The following is a 21637-nucleotide window of genomic DNA, read 5'->3' on the forward strand; positions in this document are numbered from 1 at the left end:
GCCCCGTCGGGGCTGATAGTAGTATTAACGAACTGTTTCAAGGTATTTGAACATTCGGGATTGGCATCCGTTACTACTCGATACACTCCGTGGCGGTATAGTGCTTCTTAAATTATTTAGAGATTCATCCATAGGGTAATCTCTGCTGTTTTGATGTAGCCATAACACATCAATCGGCATTAATTTCTGGATTAACTATGCCACTTAAAACTTCGGCTCTTGCCTCTGAACAACATCGTCACTATCAAAGTCACTCTTTTGAACAATACGCCGCTTGTCTGCTTATGGCTGATGGTTGGGAAGTTTTTCAGCCATTTTTAGACCATGGCCGTAAAACAGATTTGGTTATATCCGATGGTCATGTTTTTTATCGGGTGCAGATAAAATCGTTAGAAACAACCGACGAATCAGTGATTGTAAAAAATCAGTGGAAAAACACCGACACCAAAATTGACTATGTGATCTATTTCTCACAACAGGGCGAATGGGGCTACATTATTAGACCATTTTCTCGCAATCATATACGGTTAAAATTTGCCGGAGGCATCAGGTTCCGCCAAGATCAAAAGCATTTTTCTCAGGCTTTTGCCAAAATCTGAACCTGTGACATTCAATATCAAGTTGGCACAAAACAAAGCACATTCGGCTTTGCCGGTTGGGGCAGAAATTCAGCCCCTACAAGTGCTTTTTCACTTTTCTTCACTGCGCATCTCTGCCTGGAAAAAACTTTTAAAACCACCCTTGATCTTACCATAACGGCAAGCTTTACCCTGCTTGAAAGTGGAACAAATGGAGTGGGCGACGATGAATATTTTGTTATGGCAGGCCGCAGTGTTACCTGGGCAGGAACAGGAGCTTGAGTTTTTTGCCAACACCGGGTTGCTGCAGTTTTTTCAGCAACAACAGGGTTGTCTTGGTGTTAGCTTTTTGCAACAGGGCCAACAATTCCAGTGTGTCAGCTACTGGCATCAGCAGCAGGACGCGCAGCAGATGCTAACTTCGCCGGCCTATCAGCAGCTGATACTGTTGTTGCTGCAGCGTTATTTAGTCACTGCTATGCCAGCCGGATTTGCCCAGATCCAGGGTGGTTTTTTAAGCCGGCAAGCGCAGCAACAACTGGCGTATTGTCATGCCACTGAAGCAACAGCACCTCGGCCGGCTCTGGCTTATCGCTGACCATGTTAACTTGCGCTCACACTGCAAACGTATGCGGGCCTGAGTGCAATTTTTTTCGCCTATACTGCCCTTTTTGCCAAAAGCGGGGACAAATCTGATGTTATTACGCAGTGCTTTATGGTTGGCGGCAGCACTTTTTAGTGGTTGTGTGGCTGCGCTGCCCAACGTCAGTGCCGGCAGCATAGAGCGGCTGGAACAATTTCCATCGGCGCTGGTGCCACCACGCACTGTCGATATCTGGTTGCCCCAGGGCTTTGACAAAAAGGCGCAGCAGCAAAAATATGCCGTACTTTATATGCACGACGGCCAGATGTTGTTTGATGCCGGCAGTAGCTGGAACAAGCAGGAATGGCGGGTCGATGAAGTAGCGCAACAACTGATAAGTGCCGGTAAAGTCATGCCTTTTATTGTGGTGGCTGTGCATAATGCCGGGCTGAACCGCCATGCCGAATATTTTCCGCAAGCCCCTTTTCAGGCTTTGCCGGCCAAGACTCAGCAAGCGCTGTATCAGCTGGAGCGGCAGCCAGGCCAGAAGCTGTTTCAACGTCAGCTGTATTCTGATCAGTATCTGAAGTTTCTGGTCACTGAACTAAAACCTTATATCGACCGCCATTATCCGGTGTATAGCGACAGCAACCATACTTTTGTGATGGGCTCCAGTATGGGCGGATTAGTTTCGGCTTATGCTTTGGCTGAATATCCGCAGGTGTTTGGTGGCGCGGCCTGTTTATCGACCCATTGGCCCGGCGTATTTCAAACTGACAATAACCCTGTGCCGGCGGCTTTTTTGGCCTACCTGAAAAACAAATTACCGCCCCCTGGCAAACATAAAATTTATTTTGATTATGGCGACCAGACTCTGGACGCCATGTACCCGCCACTGCAGCACAAAGTCGACCAGCTGATGCAACAATTGGGGTACAGTGCACCGCTCTGGCAAAGCCACTTTTTTCAAGGGGCTGATCATTCAGAACAAGCCTGGGCGAAACGCCTGGCTATACCGCTGCAGTTTTTGCTGGGCCACACTGCCAATACAGCCAACACTGCCAAAACCGCAGAAATGCAAACCGAAAAACCTTAACCCGGGTGATCAGCTTGCGGCTAAGCCCTGTGTCTGCGGTCAGAATGGCCGTATTAGCTTCACTGCCTATGGCTCAGAAGCCTGGCGCAGGCGCTGGCAATGTCAGTGCCTCACCAGGGGCTAGTGTTGCCGCCTGCTGCTGCAGCTGATGAACCTGCGGTAAAATATTGCTGCGAAAGGCTTTTACCTGATCCCAGCGCTGCTTAAATTCAGCGCCTGCTGGTTTTCCCGACTCTTTATAAGCTTTTAATAAAGGCCCGAGTTCCAGGTAAGCCTGCGCCAGGGTTTTGGCCTGCTGCTGCTCAAAATCGCTTATTTGTTGTTGTACAGCCGCAGCTATACCGGCTTTTTGCTGCTGCGCTTTGGCATATTGCAGCGGCACTTTGTCCGTTAAAAAATACTGCTGGTATTCAGTCACGGGCAACGAAGCAGCATTGGTCCAATGCATCAGATCTGCCTTATTCAGCAGCTCGCCATTGGCGGGGTTAATCATCAACACTGTTGGTGTGCCGTAATACAAAGGCTGCTGATAACGTGCCATAGTGGCAGCGCCAAATTCGAGATAACCCACATCCACAAAAGCCAGCTGATAACGTTGCTGCAGCGCACTGGCCATGGCCGGCTGGTTAAATTTGTCCAACAAGGCCACACTGTCATGGCACCAGGTTGCGCCCAGCACCAGCAATAACAGTTTTTGTTCAGCAACTGCTTGTTGCTCCAGCTGGCTCAGCTGTTGCAGCACCTGCTGCTCGGGTAAAAACACAAAAGCAGTTGGCGCACTTTGTAGTTTCAGGCTGAACAAGGCACTGCATAACAACAGAATATTGCCTAAGGCTCTTAAGGGAAAAAACACCGCTACAGACACATCACACTCCGGATTTTGCTAAAACCATAGCAGCTCAGTGTGACAAATTTAACCACTATAACCCAGCAATTTTCTGAAGCTAATGCCGGCAACAGCTTTAACCAAAGTGTGCAGACAGATCAGTTGCACTTGGCCTCTTGTACTTGCACCCATGGCTGCCTAAAATTGCCGCCGTTGTTTTTCCCGGGGGATATCATGAATAAAAGTATGATCACCAACCTGCTGGCATTGATTGCGATGGCCGGCGGTTATCTGTTGCAGCTGCCCTGGCTCTGGACTATGGGTTTATTTGCTTTTTCCGGCGCCATTACCAATTGGCTCGCCGTGCATATGTTGTTTGAAAAAGTGCCGCTATTGTATGGCTCTGGTGTGATCCCGGCCCGTTTTACCGAATTAAAACTGGCGCTGCACCAGCTGTTAATGCAGCAGTTTTTTAGCCAGGACAACTTCAGCCGCCTGGCCGCCAGCGCCGCAGACACAGAACCGATGCAGCTAAATCTGCAACCTGTGATTGAAAGCATCGACTTAAATCCGGCTTTTACCGCTTTACTCGACACAGTGCAAAAGTCGTCATTAGGCGGCATGCTGGCGATGTTTGGTGGCGCTCAGATGTTATTACCGCTGCAACAGCCCTTTGTAGATAATCTGCGTGCTTCCCTGATTGAACTTGCCGCAAGTGCCGAAGTGCAACAACAGCTGCAACAACAATTAAGCTCGGCAGAAAATATCAATCAACTGCAACCGAAAATTGCCGCCCTGGTACAGGCCAGACTGGACGAACTGACACCACAACTGGTGAAAGAGCTGATGCAACAACTGATAGCCCAACATCTGGGCTGGCTGGTGGTGTGGGGGGGTGTATTTGGTGCTGCTATTGGTCTTATCAGCAGCTTAGTGCCGGCTCTGGTGTAAACCGCAAAAACTACCCGCAGCTGATGGCCGGGCTGCAGCCTGACTGCCCTGCCTTGTTACTTTTGTTACTCTGGTTGCAGATTGCTTTCAGCTGCTGGCCTGCTAACGGCGCCACAACCACCAGCTCATCCATAAAAACATCACTAAAGCGCCCAAGCCAAGTCCACTAAACTGTTGTAGTTGCGCAGAGTTATTCATTTGCAGTGGTGTCATCACCGGCTCGCGGTAAGCATTGGATTGGGGCTTAAACTCAGCCGGCAAATCAGCTTGTTTGGGCATAGATTGTGGTGACGACACCTGATTAAGCTTCGCGTTGCGCTCAGACAGGTAAGATGGTCTGTCAGCATCAGCGGCTGTCGTCGGAAAAACGCTGCTGTTGCGGGCTTGTTGTGACTGCTTTGTTCTGGTTTTTTCTAAAGCACTTTGTGCCGGTTCGGCAAGCTCAGCACCTTGTGGCTGCCATTGCTGCAAAAAAGCCTGGCGCTGGCGCCATTTATCTTCAGCACAAAATACAAAGTCTTCAGCACTTTGCTCATGTACCCGGCACTGCACTGGCATCTGATAAAAATTATCCCAGGCTTTGGCCATAGCCCCGGCAAAAACCGCGTTATTGGCTTGCATCAGCGGGAAGTTATCACGGATTTGGGTTTGTTGCTGCCGCTGCGTTTTGTGCGGCGCAAGATAAGCCTCTGCCGCCTGATCATCTGGCACCGGATGCACACAATAACGGGCTTGCAACTGAAATAACTTCAGCTCACGGCCGTTCAGAAAGTTATATTCACTAATGTCGTAACCTTTGCGCATTTTGGCCTGAATGGTCGCACGCTCCGCTTCAAGCGCTGCACATTTATTCACACTAAACTGGCGCTCAGCACCCAGCACGTTGGCTGAACCCCAATACCCCATAACCACAAGCCAAAAGTACCGCATGACAATCCCTGTTCCGGTAGCCACAACTGCTATCTAACAGCAAAATGTAGACTTATCCTGATGTTTATTCTGTGTTTTTATCTGAGCTTGCTATTGTGGCAAAAAACGGACCGCAGCAATATAAAAAACTTTTGTGCCTTGCAGGTACCGCTGTAATTGCATCACCAAGTTTTATCCTTTGCTGCAGGTACTACTTCAGGCTGAACTTTAGCGCAGCCATTCCAGCTCCTGATGACTGTTGTAAAAACTAACCCTGTCGCGGCCATGTTCTTTGGCGTGATACAAAGCCCGGTCAGCCTTGTCTAATACGGTTTGCCAGTCTTCGTTCAGTTGCCTTTGGGCATAACCCACACTCACTGTAACTGGAATGTGCAGCTGCCCATGCACTAAGGGTTGTTTCAGCACTTTGCGCCTGAGTCTGGAGGCAACGGCACAGAGTTCGGCACTTTGTACATCGGTCAGCAAGATCACAAACTCTTCTCCACCAATACGGAACAGATAGTCGTAACCGCGCAATACGTCCTGCGCCAGGCTGGTGACATGCTTCAAGGCTTCATCACCGACAGCATGGCCGTAGCTGTCGTTAATTTTTTTAAAATGATCAATATCAAAGGTTAAGATGGCACAGGGCTGGCCTGTCCTGTCACTGCGGGCAAATTCATGGCTGGCAATACGTTGTAAAGCCCGGCGGTTCAGCCAGCCGGTCAGTGGGTCTGTATCTGAAGCCCGGCGCAGTTCAAGCTCCTGACGGCGGATCACAATCAGCGCACAGGCCATAGTTGTTAACATAATAAAAGCAGACATGGCGAGATAACCCGAGGTTTGCAGCAACTCATCGCCGGCCAGGGTCAGCGGCATATCCGGATCCAGCGCCACCAATACAATCTTCACTAGTAACTGCAGGCTAAACAGCAGTTCAATGCCCATCATTAACAGATACACGGTGCGCATCTGCGGATCAGGAGCCCGCCATAAAGTGTATAAAGTGGCCAGACACAACAGCAACACCAGCGGCAACAGCAACATCAGCCGCAGTGCCACCGACTGCTGCACCACAGGCATAAGATTAAGGCCAAACACCAGCAGTGCCAGAACCCCAACCAGCGGCCAGCCGGGCCAGAGGCCAAGATGACGACGCACGCCCACCAAAATGGCGGCGTGGGCACTCAGATATAACGCATTCACCATAGCACCCGACACCAGACTGGTGAGCTGGGGCACAAAATAGGCAACACTCAGACAATTTCGCAGAAAAAACAGCAGGCCAGCGGCACTCCAGTCGAGCAGACACATCTCACGCGAACTGGCGCGATAGAGCAAAAACAAGCTGATCATCATGATGGCGCTGACCAGCGCCGAGGCAACTTGTAAGGTAAAAGAATCCACCACACACTCCCTGTATCAACAAAGGCATTCATCCTGAATCATGCTTGCCGCCATCAGTGCAGCAGGACCTGCACGACTTACAGATCACTGACAACAGACACTGGGAAGCAAAAATAGCGGCTCACTGTAACAGACTTTCCTAAAGCAGGAAACTGTCTGTTTATTGTGCAAAATTAAGTTGCTATGTTCATCTCTGTAGGGATAGAGCAGCCCAACAACGGCACCGGCACAGCCTTGGTGCAATAGCTTTATTGTGGTTTCACCACCCAAGCAACCAGCCGTCTGACCAGCGGTGCCACCAGCATCACAGCCGGGAAAGCCACCACAAAAGCAAACAACCAGGCTCGCAACCAGATTTGGATGATATTGTCGACCAGCCCGACATTAAACAGGCTGATGACCAGAGACATCAGGCAAGACATTAACAAGGCCATAAAAAAAGCAAAAACGATGGGTTGATATTTATGAGCTATCACAACAATACACCAGTCAAAAAAGCGGGCAAAAATGCCACTGCGGTTTTACCGCAAAACGGCAGTTTACCCTTTTTTGGTTCAATACTGCCGCTATGACACCGGATACGGAATAAATTCCTGGTCATCACCGGGCACTTTGGCAAAACGGCCTTGTTGCCAGTCTTGTTTGGCCTGTTCAATCCGCGCTTTGCTGCTGGACACAAAGTTCCAGTTTACAAAACGCGGGCCTATCGCATCCCCACCAATCAGCGCAATACGCGCCTCTTTTTGTGCCGTCACTGTCAGCTGCTGCTCTGTGTCCAGCAAGGTCAGCACCTGCTGTTGCAACGGCTGACCATTGAGCTGTAACTCGCCCGACAACAGATATAAACCAAGCTCAGCGGCCGGTGGCAATACCAGTTGCTGGCCAGGTTCTAAAAAAGCTTCCAGATACAAAGTATCGGAAAACACCGGTACAGGAGAACTGACGCCATAGGCAGTGCCCATCAGCACCCTGACCCCAACCCCCTCTATATCCAGCGCCGGAATATGAGCCGATGGAATATGATAAAAAGCCGGTTCCGTTTCTTCATCGGCCAGCGGCAACGCCAGCCACAGCTGTAAACCATGCAGGCTATGGGCAGTGGCCGTCACCTGGGGCCGCTCGCGCTCTGAATGCACTATGCCCTTTCCCGCCACCATCAAGTTAATGTCACCGGGTTGGATCAGCTGCAAACTACCTAAGGAATCACGGTGCAAAATTTCACCCTGAAATAAATAAGTAACAGTGGCAAGTCCAATATGCGGATGGGGCCGCACCGCAATACCAGAGCCTGGGGCAAACTCAGCGGGTCCCATTTCATCAAAAAATATCCAGGGACCTATGGTTTTACGTTCTTTGACCGGTAATAACCTTCGTACTGAAAAATCACCTAAATCGGCAATTCTGGGCTGGATCACCATCTTTATGGCAGATGTATGGCCTGGATCAAGATGTTGCATCGTGTCTCCTGTAGCTTGTATTGGCGTGCGCTAAATTTAGCAGTATCTGCTTGCGGCTTCACCGCATTTTCCCAAACCTTATGACTCAGAGCATAACAGCGCACAAAATTTGACCACAGCGGCCACAAAGGCTAGGGTATGGATAATTATCAGGAGGTAAACATGCGTAAGATACTGATTATTTGGGATTTCAGTAAAGATGTGGCACCCATGCTGGATAAGGCCGCCGCTTTATTGAAAGGCAGTGCCGCCAGCTTTCATTTTGTCGCTTTTATCAGTCAGGACACCATCGAAAAAACCGGCATCAGCAACACCGCCACCATTGCCGCTCTGGTTGAACAAACCTTGTCGGCTCATCAGCTGTCACAAGCGCCGCATAAAGTATTTGCCGTGCATCAGGACGATATAGCAACCTGGGTGCGCGACTTATGTGCCGACCAACATTATGATCTGGTGATTAAAGCCGGCCACAGAACTGAACAACTGTTTTATACCCCAACCGATTGGCAACTGATCCGGGCGCTGCATATTCCGCTGTTGCTGGTGAGCGACAAACCACAACGCCAGCATAAAGCTGTAGTTGCAGCCATCGATTTACAGAACGACAGTGCTGTGCAACAAGAACTCAACCGCAAAGTTGCTGAATTTGCCTGGCGTATCGCCAGGCATAATGAAGCCATTTTGCATCTGGTACAGGTGGTGCCGGTCAATCCGGTGTTGCAGGATCTGGATTTAACCTCTGGTGCCGCCGTATTGGAAAAATCAGCGCCGGCATTACAGGCCAAACTGGAAGCTTTTGCCGAAGCTGAACAACTAACCGATTTTCAGATCCATCTGCAGGCCGGTGTTGTGGAGCAGGAAATTCAGCAACTGACCAAAAAACTCAAAGCCTCACTGTTAGTGATGGGCAGTATTGGCCGTACAGGTTTGTCCGGTTTGTTGCTGGGGAACACTGCCGAAAAAGTGCTGCAACATCTGCATCATGATGTGCTGATTGTAAAACCCGAGCGCTGAATAAGATTGAGCATCACACAGCAGTAGCATCAACACTTGCTACTGCTGTTGAAATGCCGCCCCCTGCAACGCCATGTACCGCCCGCCTTACCTTTTGCCTCCGCGATGCGCTCACAGGAAAAAACATGATAAGCCGCTATGATTTAACCGGATCGGAGATTGTGCTGCAAAGCACAAATCAATAGCGCTGGAGGGCGTCATGGCATTTTTAAGCACTGTAGGTGGCAGGCTGTTATTAATTCCGTTATTAACTTTTTTTGGTTTTGCCCTGGTGATTTTTGTCACTTTAACGTCATTACAACACAGCCTGATGCAGGGGCGGGAAAGTAAAGTGCAGGCTGTTGTTGACAGTGCCCAGTCATTACTGGCTCATTATCACCAGCTGGAGCAGCAAGGCCAGCTCAACCGGCAGCAGGCGCAACAACAAGCCATTGCAGCCATAAAAGCCCTGCGTTATTCCGGCACTGAATATGTCTGGATCAACGACTTAACCAAACCTCTGCCCACCATGATTATGCACCCGACAGTACCGGCGCTGGACGGCACTATACTGAATAAAGACAGCTTTAACCGCGCTACCTTAATGCGTAGCACTGATGGCAGTTTTACCGCACCGCTTGATAACGCCAACCTCTTTAGCAGTGCCGTGCAGGTAGTGGAACGTTTTGATAAAGGTTTTGTGGAATATCAATGGCCTAAGCCACTGGCAACGGGCGGTGTCAGCACTGAACTTTATTTAAAATTGTCTTTTGTCAGCGCCTTTAAACCCTGGGGCTGGCTGCTTGGCTCCGGTATTTATATTGATGATGTAGAGCAGGAGTTTCAGAGTTTTGCACTGAAACTTGGCGGCCTTATTGTGCTGCTGTTATTGCTGACCGTGGGTCTGGCGCTTTTTATCCGGCGCTGGATTCTAAGGCTGCTGGGTTGTGAAGTGACCACAGCTGTGACCATGGTGCAGCAAGTGGCAGCCGGCGACTTCCGGCTTCATACACAGCAACAGGCCGACAAACAAAGTTTATTGTTTGCTCTGCAACAGCTGGCTATTTCACTTGGCAACATGGTAGCGCAACAACGCAAACTGGCAACTCAGCTGGCGGCCCAGGCGATCGAGCTGGAGCAGCACAGCAACCAAAGCCAAAACACACTGCAGGATGTGATGCACCAGACCACCCAGGTGGCCACAGCTGTGCATCAGATGTCGGCCACCTGTGAAGATATGGCACGTAGCGCTACCACTGCAGCCCAGGCCACCCGCGACGCCACGGCCGAAGCCGCCCATGGTGAACAGGCGGTGTCGGAAACCAAAAATGCCATCAGCACCCTAGGCCATAAACTGCACGATGTGGCTGAATTGATCACCGAACTGAACCGCCACGGTGAAGCTGTTGGCACTGTCACCGACGTGATCCGTGCTATTGCCGAACAAACCAATCTGCTGGCACTCAACGCCGCTATTGAAGCCGCCAGAGCCGGTGAACAGGGCCGGGGTTTTGCCGTGGTAGCCGACGAAGTGCGCACTCTGGCCAGCCGTTCACAAAGCTCCACTGAAGATATCAGCAAAAGAATTGAAGGTATCCGCCAGGGCGCCGGCACCGCAGTGCAGGCCATGGCAGCCAGCGAGCAGGATACCCAAAGCACTATTCACCGCTCTGATGAAGCCGGTACTGCGCTGCAACGTATCTGCGCTGCTATTACCAGCATTGTGGATGTCAACGACCAGCTGGCAAGCGCCACCGAACAACTGGCCACAGTGTCGTCCATGATCAGTGGCAATATGGAAAAAATTGCCAGTGCGGTGGAATACAGTGCCGGGCAAAGCCAGCAATTAAGCAGCGCCAGCCATCAACTGCAACTGATGGCTGATCAGATGCAACAGGAAATGGCACGTTATCAGCTGTAATCTGTTGTGCTGCGGGCCGCAGCAGCAAAGGCAGCGCTGGGGTAATGCGGATCCCGCCACAGCGTTGCCTTAAGCAGCCAAATGTTTTATGGTGCCAATACAAATTACTGCCTTAAGCGGAGTGCCCTTTGGCAACCACAGGCCTGTTGTTCTCTCCAGTTTGCTTTTCAGCTGCATTGCCAGCTGTCTTGCCAGTTATCAGCCCTGCCTGAGCCGGTGCTTTGGCAGCGTCGGCCTGCCTGAATTTATCTTTAGTGTCAGAGTCAAAAAGCTGACTGATAAAAAACAAAAACAGTAAAACACCAGCAAAGAGCACAGGGATTTCCCGGATTAGTAACCCACACAACCGCCGTTGTTTTGCGGTTGCACAGATTCAAAAACGTCATCAACCCCGATAAAAGGAGCTGTTATGCAGCCAAAACCAGACATTATGTTATCCAGCCTTGATATTGCCAGACTTGAGCATCTGCTGAGCCAGTTACCGCCTCACAGCCCTGAAGTCGAGTTGTTAGAACAGGAACTGGAAAGAGCCATTATCGTTGAACCTGCTGAAATGCCGCCCGACCGGGTGACGATGAATAGCAGGGTCAGTTTTAGTGTAGGTTCGTCGTCACAACCTCAGACCCTTACTTTGGTATATCCAAAAGATCTAGATCAGAGTGGCGAAAAAATTTCGGTGCTGGCGCCTGTAGGCAGCGCTATTTTGGGTTTGGCGGTTGGCGATGAAATTGCCTGGCCAACGCCTGCTGATCCGGCGCAGAAAATCCGCATCACGGCTATTGTCTATCAGCCGGAACAAGCAGGCGATTTACACCGTTAACACAAGACTCCGGCCTGCATGGCTGTCATGTACGTTATGCACGTCATGCAGAGATGCAGGCCTGATATCACTAAACAGCAGGGGTTTTGCTCCCATATAAAGCCAGCAGTAACAATAAAGGACATAAATGCACCAGCAATACATTTAGCGCCAAAGCTGGCACTAAGTCTGTGTTTTGCTGTAACGCTTGGTTGATTCGGTGCCACAACAGCAAAAATACCGGCAAAGTCAGCAACACACTCAGGCAGAACCAGGGCAAAAGCGCAAACCACACCGCCAGACTGAGCAACAGATAGACCAACAGGTACAAAGCAGCAAAAAGCTTTGCGCTAGTCGCCAATCCCCATACTATCGGCAGATGCCGCCGGCCAACCTGACGATCGGCCTCTACATCCGGAAACTGATTCAGCAACAACAAGTTACTGCACAACAACAGCAAAATAACGGCGATAACCGCAGCACCTGCGGTCAGTTGCGCCCCCAACGCCCAGAGCGCACCTAAAAACATCAGTACACCAAAACCCACACCAGGCGCCAATAAACATAACAAAGGGGAACGCTGCAGATATTGGGTATAGCCGTAAAGCAGCAGCACACCGGGAATACCAATCCACAAAGCTTTGCCACCAAGTTGCCAGGTCAGGTAAAGCCCGATGCCAATCACCAGCAATAAAGTCACCAGTGCCAGCAGCAGCGCAGCCCCGGCATAAGCAGGTTGTTGTGGCAAAGTACCACTACCACCACTAAAAGGTGTGCGACTGGTCAGCAAATCAAGACCAGAGCGAAAGTCAAAATATTCGTTAAAAGCATTGACGCTGATATGGGCACAAAGCGCCAGCAATAGCACCAACCCAAGCTGCGGCTGTTGTATCTCTGCCCCCTGATAACGTGCTCTGACGGCCGCCAAAGCAATGGTGAGCAATGTTAAACTCAGAAAATTCCAGCGGGATACTCCCAGCAATACTTTGAACATCCATCTCTCCGCTTTGGTGTTTTGAACCATAACCTGTCATCAGGCCACACAGCTTACCTGATTTTAACGCTGCCATAAAAAAAGGCAGCCGACCGGCTGCCTTTACGTTAACAACAACTTGGTGCATCACTGCACTGCGCGCAAGGGCGTCTGTTGTACAGTGATGCGGGTGTTTACCCTCTTTGTAAACACGGTAAGCTCAACAGGGATTAATAAACCACTGTCTGAGTAGAGCTACATACTGTGGTACCAGCGTTACATACTTTGTAGTTGTAAGTGCCGCGTACTGACAGTGTATCTGTGTATAAACCGTCGTTGGCTGTAGTCACCAGTTTGGCGTTGTTACGGAATACATCCACAGAACTGCCAGTGGCGTTTGCCCACTTCAGATCAACCAGACGTTTACCTTTGCTGCTGTAAGATACGGCAGACAGAGTAATGGCAGAACCGCCACCCGAAGTACCACAACCCTGCGCAACCAGGTAATCGTGGGCAGCTTTAGCCTGTACAATACCGTAACCGAAGTACACATCTTTACCGGCAGCACCAGAGTCTTTAGCCGTTGCTTTTAATGCAGAACGGATTTGCTCACCAGTACATGAAGGATGGTTTGACCATACCAGAGCAGCGACACCTGAAACAGCTGGTGTTGCCATTGAAGTACCACTCATATAACCATAATCACCACCTTCGATAGCAACAGTGGCTGAAGTAGCCGCCAGCAGCGCTGCGCGGTCTTCAAAAGCTGCACCTACAGCAGGGATACGGGTGGTATTGGCAGTGCCTTCACCCAGAGTGCCGTATAACATGCCGGCAACGTTGTTGATCAGAATGGCACCGATACCACCTGAAGTCTGACAGTTTTTCACTTTGTCATGGAAAGAGATCACACCACGGTCAATCACACAGATTTTACCGGCTGCGCCTGAGTTCACAGTTTCAGCAGTACCCATAAAGAAGGTTGCGCCAGAAGCTGTGCCTACGTTTTCCATGGCAGAAGCAGCAAAAGCACCGTTGCTGGTGGTCAGGCTGGCAACAGTGGCCATACCTGCTGGGTAAGTAGACAGGGTATCAACACCACCAGCTGTTACTTCCACACAGATTTTTTCATTGGTTGTTGCAGTTTTGCCTGAGCCAGAAGTACAGCTAGGGAACTGAGAGAAATCAGCAATATTGTTGTTGGCATCGTTGGCACCAACCATCATTACTGATGTATAGCCAGCCGGGTATGAACGAACGTTGTTACCGTCGTTACCAGCTGCTGCAACCACTAAACCGCCACCATCAACAAAACTCTGGAAAGCATTTGATTCAGTGGTGTTAGAACCGCCACCGCCTAAGCTCATGCTGATGATCTTGGCGCCTGCTGCTTTACATTTTTGTGCTGCGTAAGCGAGATCTGAAGAATAACCCCAGCCTGAGGCATTAAATACTTTGATAATGTGCATTGGCACGCCAGGCGCCATACCCACTACACCAACGCCGTTATCAGCTGCACCTATAGTACCAGCGACGTGCGTACCGTGTGGGCCGCCGTTCACATCCCAGCGACCAGTGCCGCTGTCGTTGTCACCAGTGATGCTGCCCCATTCGAAGTCGATGTTGCTGCGATCCAGACCTGAGTCGATTACACAAACTTTTGGTGCAGCACCCAGGTTAAAAGCAACCTGTTTGACCTGAGACTGATACACAGCATAAGGTGTCAGCTGGTCAACCATTGGGTTGCCGGCATCATCGTTGTACAGTGCCATTGGCGTACGTTTAAAGTCTTGTTCCACCAGTTTGATATGTGGGTTCTTTAAAATGCCTTTGATTTCGTCAAAAGATTTGCCTTCAAACTCAACTGAAATAAAACCATCAGCTTCCAGTTTTACTTCACCGCCTAACTGGCGGGATAAAGCGGTCACAATACCTTTGTTGGCATTGTCTACTTGCAGGATGACCCGTTCTGACGCCTGAGCTGCCTGGGTATAACTAACGGCCGCCAGCACTGCTGCTGCGATTGGAGCCACTTTTTTGAAATTCATAACTACGATTCCTGTTGCATGTGTCAAGGGTGTGTGTTGTTTTGTGGGGCATCCTGCCGCATATTTTGTAAAGCCTAACGCAAATCTACATTAGGTTATGCTTAATAAATGACATATTCGACTCATCACTGCAATAGGGTATTACAACAATTTTTACAGTCGTAATTAAATGTAAAAATAAAGGGAACAGGGTACAAGCTTGATGTAGCAAGGGCTGGAAGCGGTTACTTTTTGATCGGAACAAGCAGGAAAATATCATAAAAAAAATCCCGGCCTGAACATCTGGCCGGGATTCTAAATCGGAGAACGGTTTTAACAATACAATTAGCGACGCAGCTGGCGACGGCGGTACAAAGCCAACAGTGCCATACCTAACAACGCCAGATAGCCGGGTTCAGAGACCTGAGTGGGCAGGAAAGGGTCACGGGCCCACAACGAAATGTTAGATAAGCCAGCAGGCTGGCCACTTTTGGTCACTAGCGTTTTAGACAGGTCAAATTTACCGCCAAATTCATATTTAATATCGCCTGCCAAAATTGGATCCAAACCTAATTGTGACAAGGTGAAATTGTAAATGGCAAAGCCATTACCACCTTTAAATACCACGGCAACCTGGTCAAAAAATGAACCACCCAGCAGTTGGAGCAACAATTCAGGTTGAGTGGAAGGTGGGGTAAACTTCCAGAAACCGGAGATAAAGTTCACACAAGTACCATAGGTACCATCGACCGTCGCACTGCAGCTGAATAAATCATCAACAAACTGGTACACCAAATCCGGATTGTCATTCGGGATAGTTGCCCCTTTAAAACCCTGACCGTTATCTTTACCCATATAAACCCAACCCGGGTCATCTGCAGTGCCATCGTTGTCTAAATCCAATAATTCCGGATCAAAAGCACCTGCGACCCAAAGACCGGTCTGCATATTAAACCAGCCATCATCTTCATACCCTAAGTTGTCGCCTGGTAATGTCATATCACTATTGTTACCCATCACTAAACCATAACAGTCATTGGCATAGACGGGAGCAAGCTCAGGCGGGATTGGCTGTTGTGGTTGACCTGCCGGCTCCAAGGCCCGCAAATAAGTGAGCTCCATATCTGTGAGCTTACAGGTCTGCAGGTCAACAAAGTTTGCGGAGTCATCGCCGCCAGAATTTATATTTGCAGCCAGTGCAGAAGTACTGACCAGGCAGCATGCCAGCATCAGAGATTTGAGCGTGAATGTTCTGTTAATCATAGGACCTCCTAATTTATACTAAGCTAATACAGCATGCGCCGTGCCAGATAAAAAAGCTGAACAAAAACAGTGAATTAATAATCGACTATTGAAGCTGTGTAAAAATTCTCGACGATTAAAAATGTTATTAAATCAAACACTTTACTAACAACTTCAACCGACGCAGTAAAACTGCTTTGAGTCAGGTCAGGCAAATTCAGGAGGAGGATGAAAGCCGGCAGCTCGGCCGGCAATACAGGAGTCAGCAATAACTTCAGCGAAGTTTTAAAGGGTAACATTGCTGGATGCGCTCAAACCACACAACAGCCCGTCAACTCAGGCTTTTAACAATATTGCCCTGCCACCCAGCCGGAACTCCAGGCCCACTGAAAGTTGTAACCACCAAGCCAGCCGGTAACGTCTACCACTTCGCCAATAAAATACAAACCCGGTTGTTTTTTTGCTTCCATGGTTTTGGACGATAACTCATCGGTATCTACACCGCCCAAAGTGACTTCTGCAGTACGGTAACCTTCAGTGCCATTGGGTTTAAACACAAAATGATGTAATAAGTCGGCAATGCGCTGGCTGCTTTTTGGGTTGAGTGCTTTGAGCGGCTGATTTGCCAGCAGATTTTGCGCCAGCAGTTTTTCAACAAGCCGCTTGGGCAACAACCGTGACAACGCAGTTTTCAGCTCCTGCTCCGGATGCTTTTGCTGCGCTTCTGTCAGAAATTCAAAGATATTCTGCTGAGGTGATAGATTTACCACCACCTCATCCCCAGGTTGCCAGAACGACGACACCTGCAAAATGGCCGGGCCACTTAAACCGCGGTGGGTAAACAGCATATCTTCCGGAAACAGCACATCATTGGCCTCTGCCGTTACCGGCAAGGACACACCGCTGATTTCTTCATAAACGGCTTTATCATCGGGTTGCCAGGTCAGGGGCACCAAACCGGCCCGCACTGGCAACACCTTTAAACCAAACTGCTCCGCCAGCTGAAAACCAAAAGCTGTGGCACCTAAATTTGGCAGACTTAAACCACCACTGGCCACCACTAAACTCTGGCAACTGCGGGTGAGACCCTTGCTTTGCAGCTGGTACTGGCCGTCGCTAAAAGTAACCGTCTGGATCTCCTGCTGCAGCGCTATCTGCACCCCGGCTTTGTCACATTCCTGCTGCAGCATGTCGACAATGTCTTTGGCACTGTTGTCACAAAACAGCTGGCCGAGCGTTTTTTCGTGATAAGGGATCTGATATTGCTGCACCAACGCCAGAAAATCCCACTGGGTATACCTGCTTAAGGCAGACTTACAGAAGTGTTTGTTTTGCGATAAAAAATTGGCCGGGCTGGCGTACATATTGGTGAAGTTACAACGACCCCCACCCGACATCAGGATTTTACGGCCAATACGTTTGCCATTATCAAGCACCAGCGTTTTACGGCCTCTTTTGGCGGCTTCTATGGCACAAAACAAGCCGGCAGCACCGGCACCTATCACTATCACATCCCACTGCTGCATCAGCATTTGCACTCTTTCATCATCACCAAGGCGCTATTGTCGGCGACTGTCCGCAGAAAGGCAATTTCACCGGCCGGATCTGTGAAAAATGCCAATTTGATGACAAAACAGATCCAACTGCGATCTTTTTTTATTACTTTTTGATATACCTTATTCCATTAACAACATTGTATACAGTTGTAACTGTTTGTAACACAAGCTCGAGCAGCTCTGGCTTACAGCAAGATCAGGGGCTTGTGCCGTAACTGGCTATTTATCAGGATATCCCGACATCCGCTCCATGGCGAACCTAATAAAGGTAAAGTTGTTAAATTACATCTCTTTACATTGGTAACATATTGATGAATTATTGCGCAGCCTGCCCCATTCATAAAAACTACGGCAGGAAACTCCAGGCAAATAACCAAAAAATAAGTTGTGAGAATTCCCATGCAAAACAGAGCGTTCCATTTACATAAAATCGCCCTCGCGACCCTTTCAGCGCTGTGCTTATCTGCTCAGGCTGCCGAAGTACCAGATTTGTTAACAGTACCAACCCTGAGCAACGCTACAGTAGCTCAGGAACTCCACACTCAGTTTATTGTGTCACTGAAAGGTCAGACTCAGGGTGGCGAAAACAGCCTGCAACAAGAACAGGCGTTAAATGCAAAGTTACATGTTGAAGAAACTTTATCGGCACTGGCTGGTAGCGAACTGCAATACGTGCGTGCAAGTGCTGTGGGTGGCCGTCACATTGTGCGTGCAGAACGTCGTCTCAGCGAAAAAGAGAAAAAAGAAATGATGGCCAACCTGGCCAAAGACGGCAATGTTGAGCTGGTTGAAGAAGACCGTATTTTAACTATTAACGCAGTGCCAAACGACACTCAATATGCCAGCCAGTGGCATTATTATGAAAGCACTGGCGGCCTGCGTGCGCCTGCAGCCTGGGATAGCGCCACTGGTTCAGGCGTGGTTGTCGCAGTATTAGATACAGGCTACCGTCCACATGCCGATTTAAATGCCAATATCCTGCCAGGCTACGACATGATCTCTGATAGTTTTGTCGGTAACGACGGCAACGGCCGTGACTCTGACGCCCGAGATCCAGGTGACTGGGTTGCTGTGGGAGCCTGTGGTGGTGGTCAACCAACTCAAGCTCAAAACTCCAGCTGGCACGGTACACATGTTGCCGGCACCATTGCTGCCGTAACCAATAACGGTACTGGTGTTGCTGGCGTTGCCTATCAGGCCAAAGTTGTGCCGGTTCGTGTGTTAGGTAAATGTGGTGGTTACACTTCAGATATCGCCGACGGTATTATCTGGGCTTCAGGCGGTACCGTCTCTGGTGTACCAGCCAACGCCAACCCGGCTAAAGTGATCAACATGAGCCTTGGCGGTTCAGGTGCCTGTGACTCTACCACTCAGGCTGCTATTAACTCTGCCCGTTCACGTGGCACTGTAGTCGTGATTGCTTCAGGTAACGACAATGACAACGCCAATAACTACAACCCTGGTAACTGTGCCGGCGTAGTGAACGTAGCTTCAACAAACCGCAATGGTGGCCGTGCTTATTATTCTAACTACGGTACTTCTATTGACGTGGCAGCGCCTGGCGGTGCCATGAACTCAGCCAACGACAGCAATGGTGTATTGTCTACTTATAACTCTGGCACCACAGTACCTGGTTCAGACAGCTACGGTTACTCTCAGGGTACTTCTATGGCTGCGCCACATGTAGCCGGTGTAGCTGCTTTAATTCTGCAGAAAAAACCAACGGCAACGCCAGATGAAGTGGAATCAATCTTAAAAACCACCACCCGTGCTTTCCCGGCTACCTGCACCAGCTGTGGTACAGGTATTGTTGACGCCGCTGCTGCGGTGGCTAAAGCAGCTGGCACTACCGGTGGTACTACTCCAGTGACTTCTCAGGTGACCAATATCAGCGTGGCTTCTGGCAGCTGGAAATATTACACCCTGACAGTCCCAAGTGGTAAAACCAACCTGACCATCAGCATCAGCGGTGGCACAGGTGATGCCGACCTCTATGTCCGTCGTGGTGCGAACCCAACCACCAGCACTTACGATTGCCGCCCATACAAAACCGGCAGCACTGAAAGCTGCAGCTTCACCAACCCTGTGGCCGATACTTACCATATAGGTATCCGTGGTTACACTGCAGTGTCTGGTTTAACACTGAACACTTCTTACCAATAAGAAAAACTGCATAGAATAAGGGCGCCTGTTGGCGCCCTTTTTTATCTGCGGCAGAACAACTGAACTTTTATGCCTGATAACCGGCCAGCAATAAAGCCCAGTCGGATTCCTGCCAATAAAATGGTCTGGCTTTTTCCCCTGCTAACCTGGCTTCTTTGCGCAATGACCTTAACAACCTGTCCATAGTGCCTTGCTGCCAGTCTTGCCCAGGCCGGAAGGCACATTTATCAAAGTCCAGCAGCCAGAATTTACCTTGTGGGTCCAGCAACATATTGTGGCAGTTCATATCTGAGTGGTAAGCCTGAGCCTGGTGAAACTGTTTTAACATAGCCCCCAGTTGTTGCCACTCGATGGCCGTTAAAGCCCTTTGTTGTAATAAATGGCAAATATCAATACTACCCGGAATAAGCTCCAGCAAAATATCAGCGCTATAGCCTAAACCCCGTTTTGTATATAACGCCGCCACAGGTTTGGGTACCGGCAACCCCAGTTGCACCATCTGCTGTAACATGGCAAATTCAGCCATAGCCCGGCTTTTGGCCAATGGCACAGCAAAAAACCAATCTTTGTTCATTTTGCCAATTAAACCACCGCGGTAATAATGGCGCAGCACCCATTGTTCAGTATTGGCTTGGACAAACCATACAGTGTTGCGCCCGCTTGACTGGCCAGTCACCGCATTTTGTTGCTGCCAGAATGCCGCCTGAAATAGCTTTTTATCAGCCTTCGCAAAACCACCGGCAGCCAATAACTGCGGGTCAAACCAAATATCGGCACCAGCTTCTTTTTGATGCAAATGGTGTACTCCTGTTGTTGGCAATAACCTTGTAACTGTCTGAAGCACCTTTGCTGTGGCGCCCCCCTGCTGCTGGTAAAGCGCTAACCCCTGGGCCGCCATCTGCTGACGTGCGGTCTTATCACAGAGCAAATTTACCGTACTTTGTGCTAGCTCTTCGGCATTTTTCACAAAACTCACAGCCTGCTTGCGCTCAAGCTGTTTAAAAGCCAGAGCAAAATTAAACACATAAGGGCCGGATTGAATAGCTTTCCCCAGGCTCATCGGTTCCAGCGGATTATGCCCGCCCCGCTCTATAAGCGAACCACCGACAAAAACCACATCGGCCAGCTGATACCACAGCATCAGCTCGCCCATTGAATCGCCCAGCAACACCTGAGTGGTAGGCAACAAGGGTTGCTGGCTACTGCGTCTGACCAGCGAAAATCCAGCTTGTGCTACCTGTGCTGCCACTGTGTCAAAACGATCCGGATGGCGCGGCACCAAAATCAGCAGCGTGTCAGGTTTAAGCTTTAACAGCTGCTGAAAAGCGGCCAGAATTTGTTCATCTTCACCAGCATGGGTACTGCCAGCCACCCAGACCGGACGACCTTGTAACTGCGCCTGAAAGTCTGTTGCCTGCTCCATCAGCGCTCTGTTCTGCTGCACTTCAAATTTCAGATTGCCGGTATTTTGCACTTTTTTACCGCTGTCCTGTTTAGCCACTTTGTTGCCAAGCAAAGTTAAAAAACGGCGGCGGCTGTTATTGTCCTGCGTCAGAATCACCTTCAGCTGTGCCAGCATCGGCTGCACCAGCGGCATAAAACGACGATAACCCCGGGCAGAACGGGCGGATAAACGGGCATTGACCAACACCACAGGAATAGCGGCCTGGTGACATTGCCGGATGAGATTCGGCCAAAGTTCAGTTTCCAGTAAAAGCACCAACTGTGGCGCCAGTTTTTTCAGCAAACGCTGATTGCTGCCTGGTGTGTCAAAAGGCAAATAATAATGAAACACGCTGTCGCCAAAATTGGCTTTGATGCGGGCCGAGCCTGTGGGTGTGGTGCAAGTGACAGTGACAGGTAAATCCGGGTAAGTGGCCAGCAGCTGTTTAATCAGCGGCGTTGCCGCCACCACTTCGCCCATAGACACCGCATGCACCACAATGCCACCGGCCGCTTCCGGGGGAATAGGCTGATAACAAAAACGTTCGGCAAAACGCTGCCGGTAAGCAGGGTCTGCTTTACTGCGGTAAATAAACAGCAGCAACATTGGAAAACGCAGCAGATACAGCAGCAGGCTATAGGTCACAATGCCCAAAGGGAATAAAAATCGCGACAAAACACAAATCCAGCACAATAAAGTTGGGAGCGATCAT

Annotated in this window: 18 protein-coding genes; 8 read left to right on the forward strand and 10 right to left on the reverse strand. The window is 49.7% G+C overall.

Annotated elements, in window-relative coordinates:
* Positions 1-197 precede the first annotated feature (197 nt).
* From V7P87_RS01445 to V7P87_RS01455, 3 genes are all read left to right on the forward strand, one after another.
* Entirely contained in the window at positions 198-599 is a 402-nt protein-coding gene (locus V7P87_RS01445) for a group I intron-associated PD-(D/E)XK endonuclease (RefSeq protein ID WP_333795834.1), read from the forward strand.
* Positions 600-804: 205 nt separating this feature from the next.
* Positions 805-1176: a hypothetical protein gene (locus V7P87_RS01450; protein ID WP_333795835.1), complete on the forward strand. Its 372-nt coding sequence runs from the start codon at positions 805-807 to the stop codon at positions 1174-1176.
* Between the two features lie 97 nt (positions 1177-1273).
* A complete protein-coding gene (locus V7P87_RS01455) occupies positions 1274-2257 on the forward strand; it encodes an alpha/beta hydrolase (RefSeq protein ID WP_333795836.1) in 984 nt (327 codons plus the stop codon).
* A gap of 73 nt (positions 2258-2330) precedes the next feature.
* Here V7P87_RS01455 and V7P87_RS01460 read toward each other — a convergent pair whose 3' ends face one another.
* Positions 2331-3122: a thioredoxin family protein gene (locus V7P87_RS01460; RefSeq protein WP_333795837.1), complete on the reverse strand. Its 792-nt coding sequence runs from the start codon at positions 3120-3122 to the stop codon at positions 2331-2333.
* Between the two features lie 195 nt (positions 3123-3317).
* Between V7P87_RS01460 and V7P87_RS01465 the strand changes: the two genes are divergently transcribed.
* Entirely contained in the window at positions 3318-4034 is a 717-nt protein-coding gene (locus V7P87_RS01465) for a DUF445 domain-containing protein (RefSeq protein ID WP_333795838.1), read from the forward strand.
* 102 nt (positions 4035-4136) lie between these two features.
* Here the strand turns inward: V7P87_RS01465 and V7P87_RS01470 are convergent, their stop codons facing one another.
* The 4 genes from V7P87_RS01470 to V7P87_RS01485 all read right to left on the reverse strand — a co-directional run bounded on the left by V7P87_RS01470 (position 4137) and on the right by V7P87_RS01485 (position 7807).
* Positions 4137-4964: a hypothetical protein gene (locus tag V7P87_RS01470; protein WP_333795839.1), complete on the reverse strand. Its 828-nt coding sequence runs from the start codon at positions 4962-4964 to the stop codon at positions 4137-4139.
* A gap of 207 nt (positions 4965-5171) precedes the next feature.
* Positions 5172-6350, reverse strand: a complete 1179-nt coding sequence (locus tag V7P87_RS01475) for a GGDEF domain-containing protein (RefSeq protein ID WP_333795840.1) — start codon at positions 6348-6350, stop codon at positions 5172-5174.
* 248 nt (positions 6351-6598) lie between these two features.
* The gene (locus tag V7P87_RS01480; RefSeq protein WP_333795841.1) at positions 6599-6826 is read right to left on the reverse strand and encodes a DUF2798 domain-containing protein; all 228 of its coding nucleotides are present in this window, start codon (positions 6824-6826) and stop codon (positions 6599-6601) included.
* Between the two features lie 90 nt (positions 6827-6916).
* Positions 6917-7807 (reverse strand): pirin family protein, encoded by an 891-nt coding sequence (locus V7P87_RS01485; protein ID WP_333795842.1) that lies wholly within the window; start codon positions 7805-7807, stop codon positions 6917-6919.
* Between the two features lie 162 nt (positions 7808-7969).
* Here V7P87_RS01485 and V7P87_RS01490 point away from each other — a divergent pair, with 162 nt between their 5' ends.
* The 3 genes from V7P87_RS01490 to rnk all read left to right on the forward strand — a co-directional run bounded on the left by V7P87_RS01490 (position 7970) and on the right by rnk (position 11541).
* Positions 7970-8821 (forward strand): universal stress protein, encoded by an 852-nt coding sequence (locus tag V7P87_RS01490; RefSeq protein ID WP_333795843.1) that lies wholly within the window; start codon positions 7970-7972, stop codon positions 8819-8821.
* A gap of 199 nt (positions 8822-9020) precedes the next feature.
* Positions 9021-10721 carry a methyl-accepting chemotaxis protein gene (locus V7P87_RS01495; RefSeq protein ID WP_333795844.1) on the forward strand — a complete coding sequence of 567 codons (1701 nt, stop codon included), beginning with the start codon at positions 9021-9023 and terminating at the stop codon, positions 10719-10721.
* A gap of 409 nt (positions 10722-11130) precedes the next feature.
* Entirely contained in the window at positions 11131-11541 is a 411-nt protein-coding gene (rnk, locus tag V7P87_RS01500; RefSeq protein ID WP_333795845.1) for a nucleoside diphosphate kinase regulator, read from the forward strand.
* A 70-nt stretch (positions 11542-11611) separates the two neighbouring features.
* Here the strand turns inward: rnk and V7P87_RS01505 are convergent, their stop codons facing one another.
* The 4 genes from V7P87_RS01505 to V7P87_RS01520 form a co-directional block, all read right to left on the reverse strand.
* Complete coding sequence (locus V7P87_RS01505; protein WP_333795846.1) at positions 11612-12514, reverse strand: prenyltransferase; 903 nt, start codon at positions 12512-12514, stop codon at positions 11612-11614.
* Between the two features lie 209 nt (positions 12515-12723).
* Positions 12724-14541: a S8 family serine peptidase gene (locus V7P87_RS01510; protein WP_333795847.1), complete on the reverse strand. Its 1818-nt coding sequence runs from the start codon at positions 14539-14541 to the stop codon at positions 12724-12726.
* Between the two features lie 324 nt (positions 14542-14865).
* Positions 14866-15642 (reverse strand): hypothetical protein, encoded by a 777-nt coding sequence (locus tag V7P87_RS01515; protein ID WP_333795848.1) that lies wholly within the window; start codon positions 15640-15642, stop codon positions 14866-14868.
* A 464-nt stretch (positions 15643-16106) separates the two neighbouring features.
* Complete coding sequence (locus V7P87_RS01520; RefSeq protein ID WP_333795969.1) at positions 16107-17288, reverse strand: NAD(P)/FAD-dependent oxidoreductase; 1182 nt, start codon at positions 17286-17288, stop codon at positions 16107-16109.
* A 519-nt stretch (positions 17289-17807) separates the two neighbouring features.
* On the opposite strand from V7P87_RS01520, the gene V7P87_RS01525 reads away from it, so the two are divergent.
* The gene (locus V7P87_RS01525) at positions 17808-19481 is read left to right on the forward strand and encodes a S8 family peptidase (RefSeq protein ID WP_333795849.1); all 1674 of its coding nucleotides are present in this window, start codon (positions 17808-17810) and stop codon (positions 19479-19481) included.
* 67 nt (positions 19482-19548) lie between these two features.
* On the opposite strand, the gene waaA is transcribed toward V7P87_RS01525, so the two are convergent.
* Positions 19549-21600: a lipid IV(A) 3-deoxy-D-manno-octulosonic acid transferase gene (gene waaA / locus V7P87_RS01530; RefSeq protein ID WP_333795850.1), complete on the reverse strand. Its 2052-nt coding sequence runs from the start codon at positions 21598-21600 to the stop codon at positions 19549-19551.
* Positions 21601-21637: the final 37 nt, after the last annotated feature.

This window comes from Rheinheimera sp. (assembly GCF_036782235.1).
Classification (GTDB): domain Bacteria; phylum Pseudomonadota; class Gammaproteobacteria; order Enterobacterales; family Alteromonadaceae; genus Pararheinheimera.

Excerpts from the sequence above, each read along its gene's own strand:
- V7P87_RS01445 (WP_333795834.1), top strand. The coding sequence starts at position 198 with ATGCCACTTAAAACTTCGGCTCTTGCCTCTGAACAACATCGTCACTAT.
- V7P87_RS01450 (WP_333795835.1), top strand. The coding sequence starts at position 805 with ATGAATATTTTGTTATGGCAGGCCGCAGTGTTACCTGGGCAGGAACAG.
- V7P87_RS01455 (WP_333795836.1), top strand. The coding sequence starts at position 1,274 with ATGTTATTACGCAGTGCTTTATGGTTGGCGGCAGCACTTTTTAGTGGT.
- V7P87_RS01465 (WP_333795838.1), top strand. The coding sequence starts at position 3,318 with ATGAATAAAAGTATGATCACCAACCTGCTGGCATTGATTGCGATGGCC.
- V7P87_RS01470 (WP_333795839.1), bottom strand. The coding sequence starts at position 4,964 with ATGCGGTACTTTTGGCTTGTGGTTATGGGGTATTGGGGTTCAGCCAAC.
- V7P87_RS01485 (WP_333795842.1), bottom strand. The coding sequence starts at position 7,807 with ATGCAACATCTTGATCCAGGCCATACATCTGCCATAAAGATGGTGATC.
- V7P87_RS01490 (WP_333795843.1), top strand. The coding sequence starts at position 7,970 with ATGCGTAAGATACTGATTATTTGGGATTTCAGTAAAGATGTGGCACCC.
- V7P87_RS01495 (WP_333795844.1), top strand. The coding sequence starts at position 9,021 with ATGGCATTTTTAAGCACTGTAGGTGGCAGGCTGTTATTAATTCCGTTA.
- rnk (WP_333795845.1), top strand. The coding sequence starts at position 11,131 with ATGCAGCCAAAACCAGACATTATGTTATCCAGCCTTGATATTGCCAGA.
- V7P87_RS01505 (WP_333795846.1), bottom strand. The coding sequence starts at position 12,514 with ATGTTCAAAGTATTGCTGGGAGTATCCCGCTGGAATTTTCTGAGTTTA.
- V7P87_RS01510 (WP_333795847.1), bottom strand. The coding sequence starts at position 14,541 with ATGAATTTCAAAAAAGTGGCTCCAATCGCAGCAGCAGTGCTGGCGGCC.
- V7P87_RS01515 (WP_333795848.1), bottom strand. The coding sequence starts at position 15,642 with ATGGAGCTCACTTATTTGCGGGCCTTGGAGCCGGCAGGTCAACCACAA.
- V7P87_RS01520 (WP_333795969.1), bottom strand. The coding sequence starts at position 17,288 with ATGCAGCAGTGGGATGTGATAGTGATAGGTGCCGGTGCTGCCGGCTTG.